Annotated in this window: 25 protein-coding genes and 1 other RNA gene; 6 read left to right on the top strand and 20 right to left on the bottom strand. The window is 60.3% G+C overall.

The genetic code is table 11. The features are described from left to right. Positions 1-11: 11 nt before the first annotated feature. A complete protein-coding gene (locus tag IEX27_RS01595) occupies positions 12-1,118 on the bottom strand; it encodes a two-component system sensor histidine kinase NtrB (protein WP_188719173.1) in 1,107 nt (368 codons plus the stop codon). Continuing rightward, complete coding sequence (gene dusB, locus IEX27_RS01590) at positions 1,115-2,140, bottom strand: tRNA dihydrouridine synthase DusB (RefSeq protein ID WP_188719172.1); 1,026 nt, start codon at positions 2,138-2,140, stop codon at positions 1,115-1,117. Before dusB ends, IEX27_RS01595 begins: the two co-directional genes overlap by 4 nt. Positions 2,141-2,262: 122 nt before the next feature. Between dusB and IEX27_RS01585 the strand changes: the two genes are divergently transcribed. Together IEX27_RS01585 and IEX27_RS01580 are read left to right on the top strand one after the other, a co-directional pair. Further along, on the top strand, positions 2,263-3,480 hold the full coding sequence (locus IEX27_RS01585) for a bifunctional 2-C-methyl-D-erythritol 4-phosphate cytidylyltransferase/2-C-methyl-D-erythritol 2,4-cyclodiphosphate synthase (RefSeq protein WP_188719171.1): 1,218 nt from the start codon (positions 2,263-2,265) through the stop codon (positions 3,478-3,480). Positions 3,481-3,485: 5 nt separating this feature from the next. Further along, positions 3,486-3,974 (top strand): CinA family protein, encoded by a 489-nt coding sequence (locus IEX27_RS01580; protein ID WP_188719170.1) that lies wholly within the window; start codon positions 3,486-3,488, stop codon positions 3,972-3,974. Here IEX27_RS01580 and IEX27_RS01575 read toward each other — a convergent pair. From IEX27_RS01575 to IEX27_RS01525, 11 genes are all read right to left on the bottom strand, one after another. Continuing rightward, on the bottom strand, positions 3,942-4,520 hold the full coding sequence (locus tag IEX27_RS01575) for a P-loop NTPase family protein (RefSeq protein WP_188719169.1): 579 nt from the start codon (positions 4,518-4,520) through the stop codon (positions 3,942-3,944). The genes IEX27_RS01580 and IEX27_RS01575 overlap by 33 nt on opposite strands. 31 nt (positions 4,521-4,551) lie before the next feature. Further along, positions 4,552-5,007 carry a type II toxin-antitoxin system RatA family toxin gene (locus tag IEX27_RS01570; RefSeq protein WP_188719168.1) on the bottom strand — a complete coding sequence of 152 codons (456 nt, stop codon included), beginning with the start codon at positions 5,005-5,007 and terminating at the stop codon, positions 4,552-4,554. 6 nt (positions 5,008-5,013) lie between these two features. Beyond that, a complete protein-coding gene (lipA, locus tag IEX27_RS01565; RefSeq protein ID WP_188719167.1) occupies positions 5,014-5,982 on the bottom strand; it encodes a lipoyl synthase in 969 nt (322 codons plus the stop codon). A 120-nt stretch (positions 5,983-6,102) separates the two neighbouring features. Continuing rightward, positions 6,103-7,566, bottom strand: coding sequence for a dihydrolipoyl dehydrogenase (gene lpdA, locus IEX27_RS01560; RefSeq protein ID WP_188719166.1), 1,464 nt, complete (start codon positions 7,564-7,566; stop codon positions 6,103-6,105). Positions 7,567-7,633: 67 nt separating this feature from the next. Next, positions 7,634-8,182, bottom strand: a complete 549-nt coding sequence (locus IEX27_RS01555; protein WP_188719165.1) for an HdeD family acid-resistance protein — start codon at positions 8,180-8,182, stop codon at positions 7,634-7,636. Positions 8,183-8,213: 31 nt separating this feature from the next. Next, on the bottom strand, positions 8,214-8,852 hold the full coding sequence (locus IEX27_RS01550) for an SGNH/GDSL hydrolase family protein (RefSeq protein ID WP_188719164.1): 639 nt from the start codon (positions 8,850-8,852) through the stop codon (positions 8,214-8,216). A gap of 32 nt (positions 8,853-8,884) precedes the next feature. Continuing rightward, positions 8,885-10,243, bottom strand: coding sequence for a pyruvate dehydrogenase complex dihydrolipoamide acetyltransferase (locus IEX27_RS01545; protein WP_188719163.1), 1,359 nt, complete (start codon positions 10,241-10,243; stop codon positions 8,885-8,887). A 14-nt stretch (positions 10,244-10,257) separates the two neighbouring features. Further along, positions 10,258-11,655 (bottom strand): pyruvate dehydrogenase complex E1 component subunit beta, encoded by a 1,398-nt coding sequence (locus tag IEX27_RS01540; protein ID WP_188719162.1) that lies wholly within the window; start codon positions 11,653-11,655, stop codon positions 10,258-10,260. A gap of 16 nt (positions 11,656-11,671) precedes the next feature. Continuing rightward, entirely contained in the window at positions 11,672-12,655 is a 984-nt protein-coding gene (gene pdhA / locus IEX27_RS01535) for a pyruvate dehydrogenase (acetyl-transferring) E1 component subunit alpha (protein WP_188719569.1), read from the bottom strand. A 335-nt stretch (positions 12,656-12,990) separates the two neighbouring features. Further along, a complete protein-coding gene (locus IEX27_RS01530) occupies positions 12,991-13,305 on the bottom strand; it encodes an FtsB family cell division protein (RefSeq protein ID WP_188719161.1) in 315 nt (104 codons plus the stop codon). 106 nt (positions 13,306-13,411) lie between these two features. Continuing rightward, entirely contained in the window at positions 13,412-13,597 is a 186-nt protein-coding gene (locus IEX27_RS01525) for a DUF3008 family protein (RefSeq protein WP_188719160.1), read from the bottom strand. 112 nt (positions 13,598-13,709) lie between these two features. Here IEX27_RS01525 and IEX27_RS01520 point away from each other — a divergent pair, with 112 nt between their 5' ends. Then, complete coding sequence (locus IEX27_RS01520; protein ID WP_188719159.1) at positions 13,710-14,561, top strand: SDR family oxidoreductase; 852 nt, start codon at positions 13,710-13,712, stop codon at positions 14,559-14,561. Positions 14,562-14,641: 80 nt separating this feature from the next. Here IEX27_RS01520 and IEX27_RS01515 read toward each other — a convergent pair whose 3' ends face one another. From IEX27_RS01515 to IEX27_RS01495, 5 genes are all read right to left on the bottom strand, one after another. Beyond that, positions 14,642-16,162, bottom strand: a complete 1,521-nt coding sequence (locus IEX27_RS01515) for a DegQ family serine endoprotease (RefSeq protein WP_188719158.1) — start codon at positions 16,160-16,162, stop codon at positions 14,642-14,644. A gap of 243 nt (positions 16,163-16,405) precedes the next feature. Continuing rightward, positions 16,406-16,591, bottom strand: coding sequence for a DUF2065 family protein (locus tag IEX27_RS01510; protein WP_188719157.1), 186 nt, complete (start codon positions 16,589-16,591; stop codon positions 16,406-16,408). Between the two features lie 51 nt (positions 16,592-16,642). Then, positions 16,643-17,599 carry a protease modulator HflC gene (hflC, locus tag IEX27_RS01505; RefSeq protein WP_188719156.1) on the bottom strand — a complete coding sequence of 319 codons (957 nt, stop codon included), beginning with the start codon at positions 17,597-17,599 and terminating at the stop codon, positions 16,643-16,645. Further along, the gene (gene hflK, locus IEX27_RS01500) at positions 17,599-18,726 is read right to left on the bottom strand and encodes an FtsH protease activity modulator HflK (protein ID WP_188719155.1); all 1,128 of its coding nucleotides are present in this window, start codon (positions 18,724-18,726) and stop codon (positions 17,599-17,601) included. Before hflK ends, hflC begins: the two co-directional genes overlap by 1 nt. 136 nt (positions 18,727-18,862) lie before the next feature. Then, entirely contained in the window at positions 18,863-19,375 is a 513-nt protein-coding gene (locus IEX27_RS01495; protein WP_188719154.1) for a dihydrofolate reductase, read from the bottom strand. A gap of 267 nt (positions 19,376-19,642) precedes the next feature. Here IEX27_RS01495 and IEX27_RS01490 point away from each other — a divergent pair, with 267 nt between their 5' ends. Further along, positions 19,643-20,020, top strand: a complete 378-nt coding sequence (locus IEX27_RS01490) for a MarR family winged helix-turn-helix transcriptional regulator (RefSeq protein WP_210315489.1) — start codon at positions 19,643-19,645, stop codon at positions 20,018-20,020. Further along, on the top strand, positions 20,020-20,829 hold the full coding sequence (locus IEX27_RS01485; protein WP_188719152.1) for an NAD-dependent epimerase/dehydratase family protein: 810 nt from the start codon (positions 20,020-20,022) through the stop codon (positions 20,827-20,829). Before IEX27_RS01490 ends, IEX27_RS01485 begins: the two co-directional genes overlap by 1 nt. A 21-nt stretch (positions 20,830-20,850) precedes the next feature. Here IEX27_RS01485 and thyA read toward each other — a convergent pair whose 3' ends face one another. Together thyA and IEX27_RS01475 are read right to left on the bottom strand one after the other, a co-directional pair. Continuing rightward, a complete protein-coding gene (thyA, locus tag IEX27_RS01480) occupies positions 20,851-21,783 on the bottom strand; it encodes a thymidylate synthase (RefSeq protein ID WP_188719151.1) in 933 nt (310 codons plus the stop codon). A 331-nt stretch (positions 21,784-22,114) separates the two neighbouring features. Beyond that, positions 22,115-22,429: a DUF2853 family protein gene (locus tag IEX27_RS01475; RefSeq protein ID WP_188719150.1), complete on the bottom strand. Its 315-nt coding sequence runs from the start codon at positions 22,427-22,429 to the stop codon at positions 22,115-22,117. Between the two features lie 121 nt (positions 22,430-22,550). On the opposite strand from IEX27_RS01475, the gene ssrA reads away from it, so the two are divergent. After that, positions 22,551-22,926, top strand: a transfer-messenger RNA (tmRNA) gene (gene ssrA / locus IEX27_RS01470). Positions 22,927-23,015: the final 89 nt, after the last annotated feature.

Genomic DNA, 23,015 nt, shown 5'->3' with positions numbered 1-23,015 from the left:
TCTTGTAGCTTTTAATCATCATTGCCCTTGCGCCATGCCGGCATCAGCACACGGAAGGTTGTTCCCCTCGAGGAGGTATCGCACTCGACAATGCCGCCGTGGGCACCGACGATCTTGGCCACGAGCGGGAGGCCGAGGCCGGAACCGTTCGTCTTGGTGGTGATGAACGGATCGAAGATGATTTGCTGGATGTCATCCGGCACTCCGGGACCGTTATCATGAACGCAAAATTCCAGCGGAAGAGACACGCGTTCGGTTGTACCCGGAACGGAGAGACGGATGCCCGGGCGGAAGGCGGTCGACAACCGTATTTCGCCTTTGTCATTGTTTCCAATGGCTTCCGCTGCATTTTTAATCAGGTTCAGGAAGACCTGCACGATCTGATCCCGGTTGGCGTAGATGGGCGGCAGCGAAGGATCGTAGTCCTCGGTGATCGTGATGTGCTTGGCAAAGCCGTTCTTGGCGATCACCTTCACGTGGTCCAGCACGACGTGGATGTTGACGGGCTCGCGGTCGACGGGACGATCGTCCGAGAAGACCTCCATTCGATCAACCAGTTTGACGATCCGGTCCGTCTCCTGCGTGATGAGCTGAGTAAGTGCGCGGTCCTCGTCGGAGACGACATCTTCCAGCAACTGGGCAGCGCCTCGGATACCTGACAGCGGGTTCTTGATCTCGTGGCCCAGCATGGCGGCGAGCCCGGAGACTGAACGCGCCGCACCGCGGTGGGTCATCTGGCGGTCAATCTTCTCCGCCATCGAGCGCTCCTGAAACATCACAACAGCAGAGTCGCTGCCGCCGCCAATGGTGCCCACATAGACATCGACGATCTTGTCTGGCCCTAGCCGCGGCGACGAGATGTCGATCTTGTACTCGTTCATCGGCGCATGGCGCGCGTGGACCTGCTCGACCAGCGCCAGCAGCGGGCTTCCGAACGGCACGAAGTCCTTCAGCTTGTTGCGCGCCAGCATCGCGGCACTCAGGCGGAAGAAATCCTCGGCCTGCGCATTGGCGAAGGTAATGTACCCTTCCTTGTCGACCACGATTATGGGATGCCCGATGGCATCGATCACCTGCTGCGCAATGTTGCTGTCTTGTGAAATGAGCGAGGCAATCATGCTGCTTTTCTTTCCGTAGGCGAGGTGCTGAAGACGCGGGGCAGCATGGCCAGAACCCTCGTGTGGTCGGTCTCTGCCATCAGAGCGTCGCGCCAGGACAGGGCCTCACCGCCCCATGTTTCGAGGTACCAGCCGAGATGCTTGCGGGCATGGCGAAGGCCCTGCCCGACCCCGTAATGCGAGAGCATGTCTTCGTAATGCGCGGCCACGTACTGGCCCATGGCCGCCGCATCTTGCGGCACACCTGGCGCAAGCGTGCCTGCAGCATGATGGGCCAACGCGCCAGCCTTCCAAGGCGCGCCATAATGAGCACGGCCAATCATGATGGCATCTGCGCCGGATTGTGCGAGCATCGCTTCAGCTTCTTCCGCTCCATCGCCATCACCGTTGGCAACAAGCGGAATGGAGATCCGCTCGCGGACGGCGCGGATCGCCTTCCAGTCGGCATGATCCTTGTAGAACTGGCAGCGGGTGCGTCCATGGACGGTGATCATCGCCACGCCAGCAGCTTCAGCGCGGGCGGCAATGTCGGGAGCGTTCAGGCTGTCATGGTCCCAGCCAAGCCGCATCTTGACTGTCACCGGAACGGAAACCGCTTTTACGACCGCCTCAATCAGCGCCAACGCGTGGTCGGGCTCGCGCATCAGGGCAGATCCGCAGGCGCCGCCAACCACCTTCTTGGCCGGACAACCCATGTTGATGTCGATGATGTCGGCCCAGCCCTCGCCCACAGCGATGCGCGCAGCCTCAGCCATCCAGTGGGCATCACGTCCGGCAAGCTGCACCATGTGGACATCGATATCCGGACGGCGCACCCGGCGCTCACTTTCCTGCCGACCTTTGGCGAGCTCGCCGCTGGCGATCATCTCGGAGACGACGAGTCCAGCGCCATGGTCATAGGCGCGCATCCGGAAGGGCGTGTCGGTGACACCCGACATGGGAGCAAGAATGACGCGGTTGCGCAGAACGACTCCACGGACGTTCAGCGGTTGCGCCAGCTGTTGTATAAGTGGACTGCCCAAGAATGGTGCACCTGATTTGTGATGCCTATTTAGTAGACAACGGCAATGTTTTGCGCAATGCCTGAATCGCGATCAACAACAAATTCATTGGCTTTTCAGGTGCACATGCTAGTGGGAGCGGCATGGAAAACACATCACACACCCCTGTGAACGCCCGCGTAACGGCGGTTCTGGTGGCTGCAGGTCGCGGCGAGCGCGCCGGCCAGAGCGTTGAAGGCCCGAAGCAATACCGAACCATTGGCGGCGCGCCGGTCATAGCGCACACCATCAAGGCGTTCTTGAGCCATCCGCAAATCGCTTCGGTTGTCGTTGCCATTCACCCCGATGATGAAGAACTGTTCAGCCGCGCGGCACCCCGTGCCGAAAAGCTGCGCATTGTCTTCGGTGGCGCAACCCGTCAGGAATCAGTGCGACTGGCGCTAGAAGCAGCCGGTGAGGATAGGCCCGAGATCGTCCTGATCCACGACGCCGTACGCCCCTTTGTCGATGATCAGCTCATCGGTCGCGTGATTGCCACCGCGCAGGAAGGCAGCGGCGCGCTTCCGGCGCTTGCGGTCTCCGACACGCTGAAGCGCGGTTCGAACGGCATTGTGGAAGGCACGGTCTCGCGCGATGGTCTTTATGCGGCGCAGACGCCGCAAGGTTTTCCTTACCAGCCGATCCTGGAGGCCCACCGCGCGGCGGCAGACGCTGGCCGCTCCGATTTCACCGATGACGCGGCCATCGCCGAATGGGCTGGCCTCACCGTCCGCCTCGTTGAAGGGTCCCCCGACAACGTCAAGATTACCTGGGCACGCGACATCGCGATCGCCGATCAGAGGATGCGAATGATGAGCACCACATTCCCCGACGTGCGCACCGGCAACGGCTATGATGTTCACAGCTTTGGTGAAGGCGATCACGTAACCCTTTGTGGAATAAAGATTCCTTCTAACAAGGGGCTCTCCGGCCACTCGGATGCAGACGTTGGTCTGCACGCCCTCACCGATGCTCTTCTGGCAACCAAGGGCCTCGGCGATATCGGCACGCATTTTCCCCCATCGGACCAGCAATGGAGAGGTGCAGCCTCCCGCATCTTCGTGGAACATGCGGCGAAGCTCGTCCGCGAGCATGGCGGGCGTATCGCCAATGTCGATATCACGCTGATCTGCGAGGCACCGAAGGTCGGTCCCCACCGCGACGCCATGACGGCCGAGCTTTGCGACATGCTTGGCATTTCGCCCGATCGCGTGTCTATTAAGGCGACGACCAACGAGAAGCTTGGCTTCCTCGGCCGTGGCGAAGGCATCGCTGCCATCGCGACGGCGAGCGTCGTCTATCCGGGGTCCCTGCCTGAGTGAGCGCCATGAGCGAGATCGAAGACGCCGCCAATCTGGTCCTGAACCTTTGTCTTGAGCGCAAGCTGAAGGTCGCGACAGCCGAATCCTGCACCGGTGGCCTGATCGCGGCAGCGCTCACGGAAATCGCAGGCAGCTCGGCCGTCTTCGACCGTAGCTTCGTTACCTATTCCAACGAAGCCAAGATGGATCTCCTGGGCGTCGAGGAAGCCACGCTGCAGGCCTATGGTGCCGTCTCTGAGGAAACCGCGCGTGAGATGGCGGAAGGCGCGGTAGCGCACTCGCTGGCCGATCTTGCGGTATCGGTCACCGGCATCGCAGGTCCGACGGGTGCAACTCCCGGCAAGCCCGTGGGGCTCGTCTGGTTCGGTCTTGCGACGAAGGGGGCAGCGACAAAGACGCTCCACCACGTGTTTGAAGGGGACCGAGCATCCGTTCGGCGGAGCGCCCTGCGAACGGCTCTCTCACTTCTGGCTGAGGGCGCCAACCAGCCGTGAAAACTCGTCCATCTCGCGATAGGACTTCAGCATCACGACGGGCTTGCCGGAGGCGTGGTTCTGGATATCAGCCAGCACTCTGGGCCTTACCTCCCTGTTCCACGTCCAGACGTAGCGCAGGAACTCAAGGTCGATCTTTTCAGGACAACCGGGCGTCATCTCCGGCCTTGTACGGCCAAGGTTTGCCACCCAGCGCCTGAGGATGCCCGCTACACAGGCAAAGCGCGGGAGGTCTGGCCAGATGATCAGTTCGGTTCGAGGCAGACGCAAGTGCAGCGTGGATGAGCCGGTGCCATCCATGATCCAGCGGTCCCAGGCAATCAGCTCTTCCGTCAGCCTCTTCTGCTCCGGCCGGTCGCGCAGGATCCAGCCAGGCAACCAGAGAACATCCCGGTCAATTGAAATATACGGCAGATCAAGGAGCGCAGCTGCCTTCTGAGCAAGCGTTGATTTCCCGCTACCGGAACAGCCGATCACGATCATCCGGTCCGCTTGCCGGGCTAGTTCTGCCGCTTCCGCGAGGCCGACAAAGCGTATGGGTTCCATTTGAGCCCCATCCCGAGGCTGACTTCCGCTCTCAGGCAGCCTTGCCATAGATTGCATCGGCGCGGGTCTCAAAAGCTTCGGCGAACATCCTGAAGGCCCGGTCGAACATTGCGCCCATCAGCATGCCCAGCATCCGGCTCTTGAATTCATAGTCGATGAAGAAGTGGATGTCCGTCTGCCCCTCACCCACCGCATCGAAGCGCCAGCGGTTCGTCAGGTACTTGAACGGTCCGTCGATGTAGCGGACATCGATGACGTTTTCCTGCGGCCTGAGCACCACCTGACTGGTGAACGTCTCACGCAGCGCCTTGTAGCCGACGGTCATGTCGGCCACGAGGATCGTCACGCCGTCGCGCTCCTTGCGCGAGCGCACGGTCAGCGCCTCGCACCACGGCAGGAACTCAGGGTATGTTTCCACCGCCGCAACAAGATCAAACATCTGCTCCGGCGCGTGATTTACCCGGCGGACTGTTTCGTGCTTGGGCATGGGATCTCAGGCGAGCTCGCGGACAGCCAGCTTGGCAGCACGCGCGGCACGAAGCCGTTCGAAATCTTCACCGGCATGGTGGGACGAGCGCGTCAGCGGGCTAGACGAGACCATCAGGAAGCCCTTGGTGTAGGCGATCGTCTCGTAGGACTTGAATTCGTCCGGCGTCACAAAGCGCTTGACCGGATGGTGCTTGCGGGTCGGCTGCAGGTACTGCCCGATCGTCAGGAAGTCCACGTCAGCCGTACGGAGGTCGTCCATGAGCTGAAGCACTTCATTACGCTCCTCACCCAGGCCAACCATGATGCCCGACTTGGTGAAGATTGTCGGGTCCAGCTCCTTCACCCGCTGCAGCAGGCGGATAGAGTGGAAATAGCGCGCGCCCGGACGGACCGTCAGGTAGTTCGAGGGCACGGTTTCAAGATTGTGATTGAACACGTCGGGACGTGCGGCAACAACCTTCTCCAGTGCGCCTTCCTTGCGCAGGAAGTCCGGCGTCAGGATCTCGATCGTCGTGTTCGGCGAGGTTGCACGCAACGCCTGGATGACTTCGACGAAGTGCTGTGCACCGCCATCGGCAAGGTCGTCGCGGTCGACCGACGTGATTACGACGTGGCTCAAGCCCATTTCGCGCACGGCACGCGCCACGCTTTCCGGTTCGTTCGGATCAAGTGCGGTCGGAATACCAGTCGCCACGTTGCAGAAGGCGCAGGCGCGGGTGCAGATCTCGCCCATGATCATGAAGGTGGCGTGCTTCTTTTCCCAGCACTCACCGATGTTCGGGCAGCCCGCTTCTTCGCAGACAGTCACGAGTTTGTTGCTCTTGACGATCTCGCGGGTCTCCATATAGCCGCGCGACGTGGGCGCCTTGACGCGGATCCACTCCGGCTTGCGCAGCACTTCCTGATCAGGCCGGTGAGCCTTCTCCGGGTGACGCGGGCGTTGCTTGGCGACGGTGTCGAGAACGGTGACCATCTATTCCTCTGTCTTTCATGATGAGCATGACCTCATTGTCCGATGGTCATGCCCCTGCGCGGAGGCTTCTTATCCTATCCCGCGCGTTTCGTAAAATCCGCCGGCTGCGACAATGACGTGTTATGCGTTGAGGGCGCGGCCATAGGCGTCGAGCACGCTTTCCTTCATCATTTCCGACAATGTAGGATGCGGGAAGACCGTGTGCATCAGCTCCTCCTCGGTCGTCTCCAGGTTCATGGCGACGACAAAGCCCTGGATCAGCTCGGTGACTTCCGCGCCGACCATGTGTGCGCCCAGAAGCTCACCCGTCTTCTTGTCGAAGATCGTCTTGATGAAGCCCTGGTCCTCGCCAAGCGCGATGGCCTTGCCATTGGCGGCGAACTGGAAGCGGCCAACGCGGATGTCGCGGCCTGCAGCCTTCGCCTTTTCTTCCGTGAGACCAACAGAGGCCACTTGCGGCGTGCAATAGGTGCAGCCCGGAATCTTGCCCTTGTCGAGCGCATGGACGTTGGGGAGACCGGCGATCTTTTCGACGCAGATCACGCCCTCATGCTCGGCCTTGTGTGCCAGCATCGGCGCACCGGCCACGTCGCCAATGGCATAGATGCCCTCAACATTCGTGCGGCCGTAGCCATCCACCTGCACTGTGCCACGCTCAACCTTCACGCCAACAGCTTCCAGCCCGAGGTTCTCGACATTGCCCTGCACGCCAACGGCGGAGATCAGGCGGTCAGCGGTGATCTTCTCCACCTTGCCGTCCTTGAGCTCGACATGCGCGGTGACGCTCGAAGCCCCCTTCTCCACCTTCGCCACCTTGGCTTCGGTAAGGATGCGCATGCCCTGCTTTTCAAGCTGCTTGCGGGCAAACTTGGAAACCTCGGCGTCTTCCACCGGCATGATCTGCGGCAGAAGTTCGACAACTGTCACCTCTGCGCCCAGCGTGCGGTAGAAGCTGGCGAACTCGATGCCGATCGCACCCGAACCCATGACGATCAGCGACTTCGGCATTTCCTTCGGGATCATCGCTTCGAAATAGGTCCAGATCAGCTTGCCGTCCGGCTCGATGCCCGGCAGCACGCGCGGGCGCGCGCCCGTGGCGACGATGATGTGCTTGGCCTTGTATGTGCCTTCGCCCAGCGTGCCCTTGGGCGTCGGATGCTGCGGCTCCATCGGCTTCTTGGCCGTCTTGCAGACGACGATTTCGCCAGGCGTGGCGCCCTTTGGAGCCTTGGAGAGCTTTGCCTCGCCCCAGACGACGTCTACCTTGTTCTTCTTCATCAGGAAGCCGACGCCGCCATTGAGGCGTGCGGAGACCTGACGGGAGCGGTTCACCACCGCGCCAATGTCGGCGCTGACAGCACCATCGATCTTGAGGCCATAGTTCTGCGGGTGCTGAGCATAGTGCAGCACTTCAGCCGAGCGCAGCAGCGCCTTGGTGGGGATGCAGCCCCAGTTGAGGCAGATGCCGCCCAGGTGCTCGCGCTCGACAATAGCCGTCTTCAGCCCGAGCTGTGCAGCGCGAACCGCCGTGACATAGCCGCCGGGGCCTGAGCCGATGATGATGACGTCGTATGTGTCAGCCACGGGTGAGTTTCTCCTTGGATCTTATGCGGATGGGCCAGCCAGGTGACCCATCCGGTAAATTTGGCCGCTAGAGCCGGCGCAGGCTGCGAAGCCCGAACGCCACCAGCAGCATGAAGAAGCCGTTCGACAGAAGCTCGATCGCCAGCAGGATGCCGAGGATCGAGGTCGCGGACATCGGCAGGTCCGCAAGGATCATGATGCCCAGAACGAGTGAGATGATGCCCGACAGCAGCACCCAGCCCCATCCCTGGAGCGGGCGCATGCCGAAGGCATAGAGAAGCTTCGCGATGCCCAGCACGATGAACATGATCGCGACGAGCACCGTGAGCGAGATGATGCCCTCGAGCGGGCGGAAGATGAGCGAGATGCCAAGCGCGATCATCAGCACGCTGATGAGCAGGTTCCAGAGGAAGAGCGCGCCACGATCGGATGCGCGGAACGTCTGGACGAGCGACAGGATGCCGAAAATGAGGAAGGTCCATGCGGCGAGCATGGCGGCCGTCAGCGTAGCGGCGAAGGGGTTGATCAGTGCCAGAATGCCGCCGATGACGGAAATGACGCCCAGAAAGGCGAGCCATCCCCAGCCGTATCCGAGATCCGAAGTTCTTGTGGCCATTGCATTTTCCTCCAAAAACCAACAGACGGATCTATAACCCGAGCATCGAACGCACGCCAGCGACGAGCCCTTCGCCTATCGAGCGCGTGTTTGCGGCGTCGAGGTGCACACCGTCCGTCGGATCGGCCCTTGCCACCGTTCCGGCATCGAAGAAGCCGCAGCCCATCCGCTCTGCCACCTGCGCGTAGAGCGCAGAGAGTTTCAGCGACTGCCCGATGCCGTCCTCGAAGACACCTGCAAAGTCCACATTGGGCGTCTCGCAAAGTGCCGGCGGCGAGACAATCAGGATTTGCGGCGCCGCTACGTCGAAGGGATAGTCATGTCCCCGCACGATATCGATCAGCCGCTCCATGCCCTGCCTTGAACCGTGGGCGCGGCCGCAGATGGCCGGCTTCAGGTCGTTCGTTCCGAGCATGATGATGATCAGATCCAACGGCGAATGGGTGGAAAGGATCGTCGGCAACGTGCGCGCACCGTTGCGGTCCGCGCCCGATGCATAGTCGTCGAAGATCGTCGTCCGGCCATTCAGGCCTTCAGCGATGACGCGGACGCCATCGCCGAGACCCGCCTGAAGTGCCGAAGGCCAGCGGTCTTCATACGCGTGACGCGAAAGCGTCTGCGCATTGTAGCCCCAGGTGAGAGAGTCGCCGTAACACAGAACTGTTTTCATGGCTCAATTCCACGCGGGACTACGGTTGTCGATCAGACCAGCATCGACAGCGGCTGCTCGATGTAGCGCTTGAACGCCGAGAGAAGCTCTGCGCCAAGCGCTCCGTCTACCGCGCGGTGATCGGTCGAAAGCGTGACCGACATCACCGTGGCCGCAACGATCTGGCCGTTCTTCACCACCGCACGCTGCTCGCCCGCACCAACAGCCAGGATGGTCGCATGGGGCGGATTGATGACGGCAGCGAAGTCCTTGATCCCGTACATGCCGAGGTTGGACACCGCGCCCGATCCGCCCTGATACTCTTCCGGCTTCAGCTTACGATTGCGGGCACGCGAGGCGAGGTCTTTCATCTCGTTGGTGATGACCGACAGGGTTTTTTCTTCCGCCTTGCGGATGATCGGCGTGATCAGACCGCCCGGGATGGAGACGGCAACACCCACATCGGCGTGGCTGTGCTTGACCATCGCGGCTTCGGTCCAGGACACGTTTGCATCCGGCACCGCCTTGAGCGCCATCGCGTAGGCCTTGATGACGAAATCGTTGACCGAGAGCTTGAAGGCCGGAGCCTCGCCCTTCTCCGTCTTCACCTTCGGCGCGGAATCGTTGATGCGCTGGCGCATCTCCAGAAGCGCGTCGATCTCGCAATCCAAAGTCAGGTAGAAATGCGGAACGGTGGACTTCGCCTCGACAAGACGGCGCGCAATCGTGCGGCGCATGTTGTCGTGCGGGATAAGCTCGTAGGAGCCTTCCTCGAAGAGCTTCAGAACCGCATCGTCGCTCATAGGCTTGACCGGCTGGGCCTCTGCTGCCGGAGCTGCGGACCCAGCCGCCTTCGGCGCAACGCCACCGGAAGCGGCGGCTTCCACATCGGCCTTGACGACCCTGCCGCGCGGGCCGGAGCCCGAAACAGCGGAAAGATCAATGCCAGCCTCACGGGCAAGACGACGCGCCAGCGGCGATGCAAACACGCGCTCGCCTTCGGCCTTCGCAGGCTGCTCCTGCTTTGCTGCGGGAGCCGGAGCGGCTTCTGCTGCCTTCGGTGCGGGTGCAGCTTCCTGCTTCGGCTCAGCCTTTTCCTCAGCCTTGGGCGCTTCGGCCTTGGCTGCGGGAGCGGAACCTGCGCCGCTTGCCGCAGCGCTGACGTCTTCACCTTCTGCGGCCAGGATCGCAATGACAGAATTGACCTTCACGCCCTGCGTCCCCTCGGGCACGACGATCTTTGCGACCGTACCCTCGTCGACGGCCTCGACTTCCATCGTGGCCTTGTCGGTTTCGATCTCGGCGATGACATCGCCGGAGGAAATGGTGTCGCCCTCCTTCACCAGCCACTTGGCGAGGTTACCCTCCTCCATGGTTGGCGACAGGGCCGGCATCGTGATCTGTATCGGCATGATTCCCTCCCTACCTATTTGTAGGTGACGGTTTTCACCGCCTCAACAACCTCGGCGACGCTCGGCAGCGCCAGCTTCTCGAGATTTGCCGCGTAAGGCATGGGAACATCCTTGCCGGTAATCGTGATGATCGGCGCGTCGAGGTAGTCGAAGGCGCGCTGCATCACCTTGCTGGCGATATGATCGCCAACGGACGACTGCGGGAAGCCCTCTTCCACCGTGACGAGGCGGTTGGTCTTCTTAACCGACTCGATGACCGTATCGAGATCCATCGGACGGATCGTGCGCAGGTCGATGACCTCCACGTCGATGCCGCTTTCAGCCAGCTCCTCGGCTGCCTTGATGGCATAGGTCATGCCGATACCGAAGGAAACGATCGTCGCGTCCTTGCCCGGCTTGTGGATGCGGGCCTTGCCGATCGGCAGGACGAAATCGTCGATCTTCGGCACGTCGAAGGTCTGGCCGTAGAGGATTTCGTTCTCAAGGAAGATGATCGGGTTCGGATCGCGGATGGCAGCCTTGAGCAGGCCCTTGGCGTCGGCAGCCGTGTAGGGCACCACCACCTTGAGGCCTGGAATGTGGCCGTACCACGCGGCATAGTCCTGGCTGTGCTGGGCGGCGACGCGCGCAGCAGCACCGTTCGGGCCGCGGAACACGATCGGCGCACCCATCTGGCCGCCAGCCATGTAGAGCGTCTTCGCGGCCGAGTTCACGATCTGGTCGATCGCCTGCATGGCGAAGTTGAAGGTCATGAACTCCACGACCGGCTTCAGCCCGGCGAATGCCGCGCCAACGCCAACACCGGCAAAGCCATGCTCGGTGATCGGCGTATCGATCACGCGGCGATCGCCGAATTCCTGAAGCAGACCCTGGGTCACCTTGTAGGCGCCCTGATACTCGGCCACCTCTTCACCCATGACGAAAACGTCCGGGTCGCGGCGCATCTCTTCGGCCATCGCATCGCGAAGCGCTTCGCGCACCGTCATCTTCACCATCTCGGTGCCTTCCGGAATGTCCGGATCGGACGGCATCGGCTGAGCCTCGGCCTTGGCTACAACGGCAGGCGCGGGAAGCTCTTCCGTCTTCTGGTCGGCGTGTTCCTCGGCGGGAGCCTCCGCCTTGGCGGGCGGCGGCGTGGAGGCTTCCGCCTTCAGGTCGTCGACGGATTCACCTTCGCCAAGCAGCAGCGCGATCGGCGTGTTGACGCGGACGCCCTGAGCGCCCTCCTCGACCAGGATCTTCCCGATCGTGCCTTCGTCAACAGCTTCCACTTCCATGGTGGCCTTGTCGGTTTCGATCTCGGCGATCACGTCGCCCGGGGCAACGGACTCCCCTTCCTTCTTCAGCCACTTGGTGAGGTTACCCTCTTCCATCGTAGGGGAAAGGGCTGGCATCAAAATCTGGATCGGCATGTGAGCTGGTTCCCCCTCAGAGCAGAATGTCAGTGTAAAGCTCGGACACGTCCGGCTCTGGATCAGACTGGGCGAAATCGGCGGCGTCAGCGACAATGTCACGGACATCCTTGTCCACCGCCTTCAGCTCATCCTCGCTCGCCCACTTCTTGTCCAGTAAGCGCTGACGCACCTGCTCGATCGGGTCATGCTCGGAGCGCATCTTCTGCACTTCGTCCTTGCTGCGGTACTTCGCGGGATCCGACATGGAGTGGCCACGATAGCGATAGGTCAGCATCTCGAGGATGATCGGTCCCTTGCCGGAACGGCACCATTCGACCGCCATTTCGCCGGCAGCAGCAACGGCGCGCACATCCATGCCATCGACCTGGATGCCGGGGATCTTGAAGGAGATACCGCGGTGGGAGAAATTGGTCTCGGCGGAAGAACGCGTAACAGCCGTGCCCATGGCGTAGCGGTTGTTCTCGATGATGAACACGACCGGCAGCTTCCACAGCGAAGCCATGTTGAAGCTTTCGTAGACCTGGCCCTGGTTGGCCGCGCCATCGCCGAAATAGGTCAGCGACACGTTGTCATTGCCGCGATAGCGGTTGGCGAAGGCAAGCCCGGTGCCGAGCGGCACCTGCGCACCAACGATGCCGTGGCCGCCATAGAAATTCTTCTCCTTGGAGAACATGTGCATGGAGCCGCCCTTGCCCTTGGAGTAACCTCCACGGCGGCCGGTGAGCTCGGCCATGACGCCGCGCGCTTCCATGCCAGTGGCCAGCATGTGGCCGTGGTCACGATAGCCGGTAATGACCTGATCACCTTCCTTGAGGTTCATCTGCATACCGACGACGACAGCTTCCTGTCCGATGTAAAGATGGCAGAAGCCGCCAATGAAGCCCATCCCATAGAGCTGGCCGGCCTTCTCTTCAAAGCGGCGGATAAGCAGCATCTCACGGAATGCCGAAAGCTCCTGCTCCTTGCTGAAATCCAGCGGCTCAGGAGCCTTGGGCATGACGAGGCCCGTCTCGCTCAGGGCACTCGAACGTGATGAGGATCTTGTGCGTTGTTTCGCCACCGATGGTTTCGATGCGCTTTTCTTGGCGGTTGTCGCCATATATCGCTCCCTAGACTGCAGAATGATTGGGACTGCATTGCCCCCATAAGAGCCGAGACGCGAAGGAGTTTCTTCCTCCCGTCACAAAACTCCAGTCTCGGAAATGCTACCATGCGACAAAATGTTTGGCCATGCGCATTTACGCATAGGTGCCATGCCGGTGCCCTAAAAATACTTACACCAACCATATGAAATTAAACAATAAACTAGAATTAACCGGAATTCGGTTAATTCTAACGTTTTATGTACACCACCAGCTCATTGGGTGCAGCGTAGTTGAGGGACCGGCGCACGTATTCGTCAAGCATGTCCTTCTCGAGGCTCGCATTGTTGAGAAGGCTCGTGCGCTCCTCCAGCTTCTTGCGAGCGTCGGTAAGCAGCGCCAGCTCAGCCTCAAGGCTTTCGATGCGCTCCTGGTATCGGACCTTGGCATTGATGCCGTAGTCGCCATTATAGGCGTGAAAGACAAAGTATGACAGGACCACTACCGTGATTGCGGGAACAATCAGTCGTCCGGTGTTGCGACGCTTATGATGACGTGTCCACATGCTGCGAAAATCCCTTTCGCACCATATGCTCACAGTTTGCTTAATGGAGAGTTAGCTTCAGGTCTTGGAGCCTGACGCTGAGCCCATCGAAGCGTGGGAGGAACGATCAGGAATCCTTCTTCTTCGGCAGCTTCTTGCGCTTGGTGGCGGCAAGCTCCTCCAGCTGATCCTCGTTCATGGATTTTTCCATGGATTTGGATGCGCCCTTGAGTTCCTTCTTCGGCATATCGCCACGCTTGGCCGCAAGGGCCGCTCCGGCTGCCTTCTGCTGCGCCTGGGATTTGGCTGGCATGATCAACTCCCTTGGTTGTCTCCATTGATAATGTTCGTTGCTCGCGCAATGTTCCGGAACAGAGCGACAGGCTCGGTGTTCGGTCCCCAGACACCATTCAAAGGAGCGATTCATGGGCGACAACACCCCACCGCCTCAGCATCAGGACAAGCAGCCTGGCGATGAGCACAAGATGCATCCGGAGCCGGACTACGCGCCACGGTTCCCGGGCTCCGGACGTCTCGACGGCAAGGTAGCCGTCATCACCGGCGGCGATTCAGGAATTGGACGCGCCACCGCAGTGCTCTTCGCCCGCGAAGGCGCCAAGGTCGCCTTCCTCTACAAGGACGAGGACAAGGATGCGCGTGACACCGAAGAGCTCATACGCCAGGAAGGCAGCGAAGCCTTCTCCATGGCAGGTGACGTGGGCGAGACTTCTGTTGCCGAGAAGTTCATCAGCGCCGTCATCGAACGATGGGGCCAGATCGACGTCGTGGTCAACAATGCGGCCGAACAGCATTATCAGGAGGAACTGACCGATATCTCCGACGAGCAGCTGGAGAGAACATTCCGCACCAACATCTTCGGCATCTTCGCCGTTACGCGGGCTGCTCTTCCGCATCTCAAGAAGGGGTCCGCCATCATCTGCACCACCTCTGTCACCGCGTACAAGGGCCAGCAGGTGCTGATGGACTACGCCTCGACCAAGGGCGCGATTCTCGCCTTCGTCCGGGCGCTATCGGGAAATCTGGCCGAGAAGGGTATCCGCGTGAATGGCGTCGCGCCGGGACCAATCTGGACGCCGCTCATCCCGGCATCCTTTCCAGAGGAAAAGGTAGCCAAGTTTGGTGGAGACGTCCCGCTCGGCCGACCCGGACAGCCGAACGAGGTCGCTTCGTGCATGCTGTTCCTGGCCTGCGAGGATTCGTCCTACATGACAGGTCAGGTGCTCCACCCCAACGGCGGAACCTTGGTTGGAGGTTGAATATCCTCGACCATGTCGTTGAAGTAACGAGCCCCTGAGTTCTGCTCAGAGGCCCGGTCATTCGTGTTGGCTGTTCAAAATCAGCGCATGCGGACGTTGATGAAGCGCGATTCTCCGCTCGGCGAGACAATCAACAGATAGGCGTTGCGCCTGCCCTGCTCCTTCAGACCGTTGACCAGATCCAGCACCTCGCTTGGATTGGCGACCGACTGCTGGTCCACCTCGGCGATCACATCGCCTGGCTTGATGCCCTGTTCGAAGGCGGATGAGTTCTGCTCGACTTCAGCGATCACGACGCCCGTCACCCCTTCGGCTAGACCGAACTCTGCGCGGCTTTCCTCATCGATCTCGCGGATCGCCATGCCGAGAACGCTGGCCGACGTCAGCTGCTGCTCATCCTTCTGCTCGTCGTCATTGGAAAAGTCCGCCTTGGCTTCACTTTCTTCCAGACGCCCGAGCTTGATCTTGACGTTCTGGCGCTCGCCATCGCGCAGGACCTCAACATCAACCTCTTCGCCAACGGGACTATCCGCCACGACACGGCTCAGCTCGCGAACGTCGGCAATCTCCTCGCCGTTGAAGGTGATGATGATGTCGCCCGCCTTCAGCTCGCCGCCCTCAGCCGGGCCACCCTTCTCGATGCCACTGATCAGCGCACCCGCGGCCTTGTCCAGACCCAAGCTCTCGGCGATTTCGTCCGTCACAGGCTGAATGCGAACGCCGAGCCAGCCGCGACGGGTTTCGCCGAACTCACGCAGTTGCCGGACAACATGCATCGCGAGCTTCGACGGGATGGCGAAGCCAATACCGATCGAGCCGCCGCTCGGAGAAATGATGGCCGTATTGATGCCGATCACTTCGCCCTTCATGTTGAAGAGCGGACCGCCGGAGTTGCCGCGATTGATGGCGGCGTCCGTCTGGATGTAGTCGTCATAGGGGCCGGAACCGATCTGGCGATTCTGGGCGGAGACGATACCGATCGAAACCGAGCCGCCGAAGCCGAACGGGTTGCCGATCGCCATGACCCAGTCACCGATCTTCATCTCAGCTGAATCTCCGAACGGCACCTGCACCAGCTCCTTGCCGGTCGGATCAACCTTCAGCACAGCGAGATCAGTCTTGGTGTCGACGCCGATCAGCTCGGCGTTGCGCTTGGATCCGTCAGCGAAATTGACGACGATCTCGTCAGAGTCAGCAATGACGTGGTTGTTGGTGACGACAATGCCTTCTCCGGCATCGATGATGAAGCCGGAACCAAGCGAGGACCCCGGGCTCGGCACGCGCGGCTGGCGGTTGGAGTCACCAAAGAACTCGCCGAAATATTCCTCGAACGGAGAGCCCTGAGGCAGGCGTGGCATGGGCACACGGCCCTGCCCGCGCTGCTGCGCCTTCTGCGTGGTGGAGATGTTCACCACCGCATCCAGCAGCCGTTCCGCCAGACTGGAAACTGAAGCCGGGCCGGCCGGCGCGATCGCCTGTTCCGCGTTCGGAGCTGCCGCCGTCTGTGCCAGGAGCGTCCCCGGGACCGTCGCCATCGACAGCGACAGTATTGCCACGACACTCTTGCTGGAAAGCAGCTTGGAAACTTTAGGCAGGTGCATGTGGCAACTCCGTTAGGGCGAGCATCATCCGCAGAGACTCAAACCTTTTTAGGGCCTGATTGGCTCCAACGCAAAAGCGATCCCAAGAAAATAGAGCGTGCATCGTTCCCATACCAGTCGGAAACCAGAACGCGACGCCTGCCAAAGATACTTACAATTGAAATGTGATCGATCGTGATCTGCAGTTCATGAAAACTGGAGCTTCCCGGCATCGGGAGATCTGGAAGGTCGGGGCCGAAACGCTTAGCCCCGGACCAGCCATACGATGAAGACGCCGAACGCCATCACCATGAGGCCAATGACACGCATCACGCCCTCGGGAACATGCATGATGTCGGCGGCCATTCGTTTTACCAGTCCCGGAAGGCCGCCATAGAGCAAGCCTTCCAGAACCAGCATCAAACCCAACGCGGACAGAAAATCGTTCAATGCCTACCGTCCGCGTCTTGCTGGATTACGCAATGCCATCCAGCCTATTTCTTACTGCGCCTGTGCGGGGGCAGTGCCCCGCACTGGAGCACTGCCTGCGGCAGGAGCCGCATTGCCGCTGGTGTCTGCGCCACCCGTCGGGCTGTTGAAGAACCGGAAGAATTCCGTGTTCGGGTTCAACAGCATGGTGGTGCCCTGCGGGTCGAGTGCCTGGCGGTAAGCTGCCATCGAGCGATAGAACTCGAAGAAGTCCGGGTCGCGTTCGAAAGCTTCGGCGAAGATCGCGTTCCGCTGGGCTTCACCCTGACCACGGATGATCTCGGATTCGCGCTGCGCGGCAGCCAGAATCTCAACCACCTCACGGTCGGCACGGGCACGGATACGGGCAGCGGCTTCACGGCCACGTGCACGCAGACGCTCGGCCTCGGCCAGACGTTCAGCCTTCATGCGCTCGTAGGTCTGCTGCGAGACTTCAGCGGTGAGATCCGTGCGGCGAATGCGAACGTCGACGATCCGAAGACCCAGCGTTGCCGCATCGGGACGCAGCTGCTCGGCAACTTCACGCATCATCGAAGCGCGCTCTTCGGAAAGAGCAGCCTCGAAGCCGCGCAGACCGTAGACCCGGCGCAGAGCCGCATCAAGACGGGTACGCAGGCGCTGTTCGGCAAGCTGCAGGCTACCGGACACGGTCTGACGGAACAGGCGGGGATTTTCGATGGCATAGGCTACGAATGCATCAACTTCGTAGAACTTGCCGCCGGAAACCTGAACGCGGATGTCATCCAGATCGAAGCGAACGATACGGTTCTCGATGATCTGGACGTTATCTGCGCCGGCAAAGGAGAACGGCAGCTTGAAGTAGATGCCAGGCTCACGCTCGACGCGCACGATCTCACCGAAACGAAGCACCAGCGCCTGCTGGCGTTCGTTGATGACGAAGATGGACGACCAAGCCAGGAACAGGACCAGACCAATGGCGATCACAATTGCAGGAAGACGATTTGCCATCAGTTGTTACCCCCCTGAGTGTTCTGCGCTCCGGTGGTTTGGCCATTCACGCGCGGCTGTGCGGGCGCGTTGCGCCGCAGTTCCGGCAACGGGAGATACGGGACGACGCCCTGCCCGCCTTCGTTGACGATCACCTTGTTGGAACCATTCAGCACCTGCTCCATCGTCTCAAGGAAGAGACGCTTGCGGGTGACTTCAGGTGACTTGGCGTATTCGTCGAAGACCGAGATGAAGCGCTGCGCCTCACCCTGGGCTTCCAGGACGACCCGGCTCTGGTATGCGGCAGCCGCTTCGCGGATCTGCGCAGCTTCACCACGGGCCTGACCAAGCTTCTGGTTGGAGTACTGGTTGGATTCCTCGACGAAGCGATCCTCGTCCTGCTCGGCGCGCTGAACTTCATCGAACGCGTCAGCCACTTCACGCGGCGGAGCAGCATCCTCGATCGAGATCGCGTTGACGTTGAGGCCCGCGCCGTAGTCGTTCAGAGCACTCTGGACGGTGGCGCGGACAGCCTCGGCAATGCCCTGGCGGTCATCACGGAAGATGTCCTGTGCCGGACGGCGACCGACAACTTCACGCATGGCGCTCTCGGAGACCTGCCGCAGCATGCCGTCCGGATCATCGACGTTAAAGAGATAGGCGATCGGATCCTGCACCTGGTAGGCGATGGAGAACTTGACCGCAACCAGGTTCTGGTCACCTGTCAGCATCAGGCCGGAGGAAGAACCGCCGCGTGCCTCACCGATCTCGATCAGACGCTCGGCGATGGTTGCTTCTTCCACCGTCTCGATTGGCCACCAATGGAAGTGCAGGCCAGGCTCGGAGAGTTCGGCCTTGGGCTTACCAAAGCGCATTTCGACAGCGATGCGATCTGGCTGAACGGTGTAAATAGCCTGGAACAGCCACAGCACGACCAGTGCCAGCGCGATCAGGCCAAGCATGGCAGGATTGGATCCGCCACCGCCCGGCAACGCGCGCTTCAGCCTGTCCTGGCCGCGTCGAATGATTTCCTCCAGGTCCGGAGGCGTACCCTGGGGGCCAGAAGGGCCGCGCGGCCCCTGGTCCCACGGACCTCCTCCACCACTACCGCCGCCCCATGGGCCGCCACTCTGATTATTCCAAGGCATTCAGAATCCTTCTTGGTCAGGGCAGACCGCCCTCCCGACAATGAGCATGTCGCCTTTATAGGAAGCCGTTCACGTGCTTTCAACGCAACGATGCGGCGGAATTCCGTTTAAGGACAAGATTCTATACACAAATCCGTCATGCCGGATCACGAACAGGCTCCCGCCGGCGGTAAATCACGTAGCGTGTCGGAAAATCATCCTTGTCACCTGCAGGAATGTGCTCTTCATGGTCTGCGCACCATTCGTCACCGATGGGCGGGAATGACGTATCGCCTTCCACTTCCGTCTCCACATGGGTCACATGCAGAATATCGGCGAGCGGCATGGCCTGACGGTAGATCTGGCCACCGCCCACGATGAACACTTGCCCCTCGCCTGCGCTCTCCCGCGCCGCCGCAATGGCCTCTTTCAGCGAAGTTACAACCGTCGCGCCCGGAGCTTCGAAGCCCTCCCGCGAAGAGATGACGATATTTTCACGGCCCGGAAGCGGCCGCCCGATGCTTTCCCAGGTCTTGCGCCCCATGATGATGGGCCGGCCCATGGTGATGGCCTTGAAGCGCTTGAGGTCAGACGAAAGCCGCCAGGGCATGTCGCCATCGCGTCCGATGACGCCATTTCGCGCAGCGGCGACGACAATCGCAATATCCATGATGCTCCTCGGTCGGTGATCTGACTGCATAGCAGTCACGGATGCCACAAACCGGACGCGGCGTCCAATCGCGGGGAGCCCGAACATCCCTCGGCAGCACCAAGCACACAACAAAAGCGCTGCACCTGAAGCCGAGCTTGACATTTCGTTAGGTACCATACATATTTGTTTGGTACCTAACGAAATGAGGGTAGCCAAATGAGCGGGACAGAGGTCTCATCCGTCTCTGGATGGGCAAAGCGTTGCTTTTTTGCCGGGCGAGCGCTGATGGACAAGACGTTGCGTCCCCATGACCTTGGCTCGACGCAATGGTACGTGCTCTGGCAGCTGGCCACCAATGGACCGACTGCTCAACGCGACCTGGTGCGCATTCTCGATCTGGAAAGAGCAACGTTGAGCGGCGTTGTCGCGACACTGGTCCGTAAGGGATTGGTGGACCAGTCTGCGAGCGGCAAAGACCAGCGTCAGCGTACGTTGCAGCTGACCGAGGCCGGAAAGAAGCTCTGGAGCGAACTCCCCGACCTTCATTTCATTCAGGATGCTGCCTTCAGCGGCATCGATCCAGCCGATCTCGCAATCGCAATCCGTGTCCTTCAGACCGCGACCGGAAGATTGCAGGATCTTCTCGGGAAAGGAACCGAATAATGACGATCCTAGTCACTGGAGCAACAGGACTTGTTGGCGAACGCCTGGTGCCCCGCCTGGTCGAAGCAGGCTTCAAGTGCCGCGTTCTCCTGCGGGCCGGCAAGCAAGTGCCTGCGAATGTCGAGGGTGTCACCGGCGATATTCTCAATGTTTCGACGCTCGATCAGGCAACGCAAGGCGTGTCGGCTGTCGTGCATCTGGCCTCGGTCTTCCGCACTCAGGATATGGACCTGATCTGGAAGAGCAATCTCGACGGAACCCGCAACCTCATTGCTGCAGTGAAAAGCAATTCGCCGGATGCGCCTTTCATCATGGCGAGCACGGCGCACGTCTACCCTGCCGACAATCCTCATCCAGGGCGGGAGGACGACGTTGTCGACCCGCAGCACGCATATCCAGCGAGCAAGGTGGCCGCGGAACGGGAGCTCAGTGCAAGTGGCCTGAACTGGGCTGTTCTCCGGTTCCCGTTCATCTACGGCGATGGAGACGGTCACCTTGAAGCGCTGCCGCAGCATGTTGGCTCGTGGCATCCGGCCCAGAGGATGAGCACGATCCACCACCGAGACATAGCATCCGCGATGCTGATGGCGCTGAACGGCGCGATGGATGGGCGCATCGTCAATATAGCGGACGATGCAGCCCTGTCTGTGTCCGAGCTTGTGGGTGCGACGGGGGCCAAGGTCCCCTCTTCCTCGGAACCGCTGGCGAACCCGTGGTACCTGACAATGGATGTCTCACGTGCCCGCAGCCTCGGTTTCAGGCCAACGGTCAGTACAGTCCTAGAAGCTCAGCGAAACGGACTGCTGTAGGACTCGCTCGGATGTAGACGCCTACACCGCGACCGGCGCTTCAATGGGCGGATGAGGATCGTACCCCGTGACCTCGAAATCCTCGATCCTGTATCCGTCGATTGAGTCTGGACGCCTGGTAAGGCGCAGTTTCGGAAACGGCCTTGGTTCACGGCTGAGAAGGGTTTGAGCCATCTCAAGATGGTTCAGGTACAAATGAGTATCGCCACCGACCCAGATGAGTTCGCCTGGTGTCATGTCCACCTGCTGGGCCACCATATGCACCAATGCCGCTTCCTGGGCGATGTTGAAGGGATTTCCGAGCCCCAGGTCACAGGATCTCTGCCCCACCATAAGGCTGAGCCTTGGCTTGGAATTCCCGCTCTTCACCTCCGGATCATCCAGGCCGCTGACGTGGAATTGATATGTCATGTGGCAAGGGCTTAGCGCCATCTGATCCAGCTCACCGACGTTCCAGGCGTGGAAAAGCATTCGACGGCTGGAGGGGTTCGTCTTCAGCGTGTTCATCACGCCTGCGAGCTGGTCGTGTTCATTCCCGTTCGCGTCAACCCACCTGCGCCACTGCTTTCCATAGACTGGCCCGAGGTCACCCCACTGGCGCGCGAAATCATCATCGGCCAGGATGCGCTCTTCGAAATCTTCCTGTGTGATCTGTTCGCCGGTCGTCTTGCGGTACTTGTCCAACGGCCAATCGGTCCAGATCCGCACATTCTCCCGCAGCAACGACTGGATGTTGGTCTGCCCGGTGAGAAACCACAGCATCTCCTTCACCGCGGTTTTCCAGTAGACGCGCTTCGTGGTGTAGACCGGGAAGGTACCGTCAGAGAGATCAAACCGGAGCATTGCGCCAAATACAGACAAGGTACCAACGCCCGTCCGATCGATGCGTCTGTCCCCCTTCTCCAGAACATACGCGATGAGATCGAGATATTGGTACTCTGGGTGGCGGAACATTGTGGCGAACCCCTAAACTCTTGGACCAGTGTGACTATGGTTGGCGCAGGGCTCAATAAGCCGATCCACTGGAAATGCAAATGCACCTCTGGGAGTTGGCACCAGTGTTGTCCAGATCGTTTCAGCATTTTGCTGAAACGCTGAACGATCTAAGCTTTTGTTTTCTCGCAGTTCCGCACGGAAAACCGGTTCCCACTTTTCCCGGAACTGCTCAAGGATTCAGAAATCTTGCTGCCTTTGCGGCCAGCGAAAGCAGCGGCCTGCCCGTCAGCGGACGGCCACTGCGTCATGCGAAATGCATGGGTCCCGATACGGGGACTCCTGTGGATACTCAGGCGAGAGCTTTGAGCTTACCCAGTTCCTTGGCCACCAGATAGTAGAAGGTGACCCGGTCCTTGGTGTTGTCGCTGGACATGGCCTGGCAGACTTTCTCGATAGCTGCGTCGGCAGCGGCATCGTCGGCTACGCCCAGCTTCTTCTTGCACCAGCTTTCACGCACCCGCTTCAGCTCTTCCGGGTCGGAGCATGACACAAGCGACGAATCACGGTTACGCAGCGCAATGCCAAGATGCTTCACGATATTCCCAACCACGGCCTCGTCCGCGGAAGTGTCGTATTTCTGCACGTCTGCAAGATAATTTGCCATTTTCAGCCTCTCCTCGTTACCTGCAGGATGCCGCTCCGTCTAAGAGGAGCCAGGCGCAAGACCAGCGTTCTTCATCATACCAGCCAAGTCAAAGGAAAAATGGCGTTATCCAACGCCCTTGCCTCTTCCATTACAGCGATCTGATCCCTATATTCGCGCCGTCAGCCTCGTGCTGACTATGGCGATAAACGGACGGTGTAATAAGCCATTCGGACCCGGGGGCGGTACCCGGCGCCTCCACCAGAAACCGCCGGCTGTGGGCGAAGTGCTCATGAGGACGGCTTCTGATGGGGGCGAAATAGGATCGACGAGGGTGTAAAGATCGTACTTTCGCTCGGCATGGTACCACCGATATCGGACCAAACTAGTAGTTGCAAACGACAACTATGCGGAAGCACGTCTCGCTGCTTAATGCAGTGCGATAGCTTCAAATCAAGCCCTAGGGGTTCGCACTTCTAGGCGGGGTTCGGAGGTACCTGGCAACAGAAACCTCCACTTTCTTCCTTCCCATTCTTCCCCTTCAGAATTCCATGCAACGCGCGCAGCCTTTGGCTGTTTGCGGTGCTTGCCGTTGGCCATTCTTCAC

It is taken from the genome of Nitratireductor aestuarii (genome assembly GCF_014641695.1).
GTDB lineage: Bacteria > Pseudomonadota > Alphaproteobacteria > Rhizobiales > Rhizobiaceae > Chelativorans > Chelativorans aestuarii.
Note: the sequence above shows the minus strand (reverse complement) of the source record. Positions and strands in the feature narration are given on the sequence as shown.

Bases quoted from the DNA above. Each gene is read 5' to 3' on its own strand.
- IEX27_RS01595 (WP_188719173.1), bottom strand. From the start codon at position 1,118: ATGATTGCCTCGCTCATTTCACAAGACAGCAACATTGCGCAGCAGGTG.
- IEX27_RS01585 (WP_188719171.1), top strand. From the start codon at position 2,263: ATGGAAAACACATCACACACCCCTGTGAACGCCCGCGTAACGGCGGTT.
- IEX27_RS01580 (WP_188719170.1), top strand. From the start codon at position 3,486: ATGAGCGAGATCGAAGACGCCGCCAATCTGGTCCTGAACCTTTGTCTT.
- IEX27_RS01575 (WP_188719169.1), bottom strand. From the start codon at position 4,520: ATGGAACCCATACGCTTTGTCGGCCTCGCGGAAGCGGCAGAACTAGCC.
- IEX27_RS01570 (WP_188719168.1), bottom strand. From the start codon at position 5,007: ATGCCCAAGCACGAAACAGTCCGCCGGGTAAATCACGCGCCGGAGCAG.
- lipA (WP_188719167.1), bottom strand. From the start codon at position 5,982: ATGGTCACCGTTCTCGACACCGTCGCCAAGCAACGCCCGCGTCACCCG.
- IEX27_RS01555 (WP_188719165.1), bottom strand. From the start codon at position 8,182: ATGGCCACAAGAACTTCGGATCTCGGATACGGCTGGGGATGGCTCGCC.
- IEX27_RS01550 (WP_188719164.1), bottom strand. From the start codon at position 8,852: ATGAAAACAGTTCTGTGTTACGGCGACTCTCTCACCTGGGGCTACAAT.
- IEX27_RS01545 (WP_188719163.1), bottom strand. From the start codon at position 10,243: ATGCCGATACAGATCACGATGCCGGCCCTGTCGCCAACCATGGAGGAG.
- IEX27_RS01540 (WP_188719162.1), bottom strand. From the start codon at position 11,655: ATGCCGATCCAGATTTTGATGCCAGCCCTTTCCCCTACGATGGAAGAG.
- pdhA (WP_188719569.1), bottom strand. From the start codon at position 12,655: ATGCCCAAGGCTCCTGAGCCGCTGGATTTCAGCAAGGAGCAGGAGCTT.
- IEX27_RS01530 (WP_188719161.1), bottom strand. From the start codon at position 13,305: ATGTGGACACGTCATCATAAGCGTCGCAACACCGGACGACTGATTGTT.
- IEX27_RS01525 (WP_188719160.1), bottom strand. From the start codon at position 13,597: ATGCCAGCCAAATCCCAGGCGCAGCAGAAGGCAGCCGGAGCGGCCCTT.
- IEX27_RS01520 (WP_188719159.1), top strand. From the start codon at position 13,710: ATGGGCGACAACACCCCACCGCCTCAGCATCAGGACAAGCAGCCTGGC.
- IEX27_RS01515 (WP_188719158.1), bottom strand. From the start codon at position 16,162: ATGCACCTGCCTAAAGTTTCCAAGCTGCTTTCCAGCAAGAGTGTCGTG.
- hflC (WP_188719156.1), bottom strand. From the start codon at position 17,599: ATGGCAAATCGTCTTCCTGCAATTGTGATCGCCATTGGTCTGGTCCTG.
- hflK (WP_188719155.1), bottom strand. From the start codon at position 18,726: ATGCCTTGGAATAATCAGAGTGGCGGCCCATGGGGCGGCGGTAGTGGT.
- IEX27_RS01495 (WP_188719154.1), bottom strand. From the start codon at position 19,375: ATGGATATTGCGATTGTCGTCGCCGCTGCGCGAAATGGCGTCATCGGA.
- IEX27_RS01490 (WP_210315489.1), top strand. From the start codon at position 19,643: ATGGACAAGACGTTGCGTCCCCATGACCTTGGCTCGACGCAATGGTAC.
- IEX27_RS01485 (WP_188719152.1), top strand. From the start codon at position 20,020: ATGACGATCCTAGTCACTGGAGCAACAGGACTTGTTGGCGAACGCCTG.
- thyA (WP_188719151.1), bottom strand. From the start codon at position 21,783: ATGTTCCGCCACCCAGAGTACCAATATCTCGATCTCATCGCGTATGTT.
- IEX27_RS01475 (WP_188719150.1), bottom strand. From the start codon at position 22,429: ATGGCAAATTATCTTGCAGACGTGCAGAAATACGACACTTCCGCGGAC.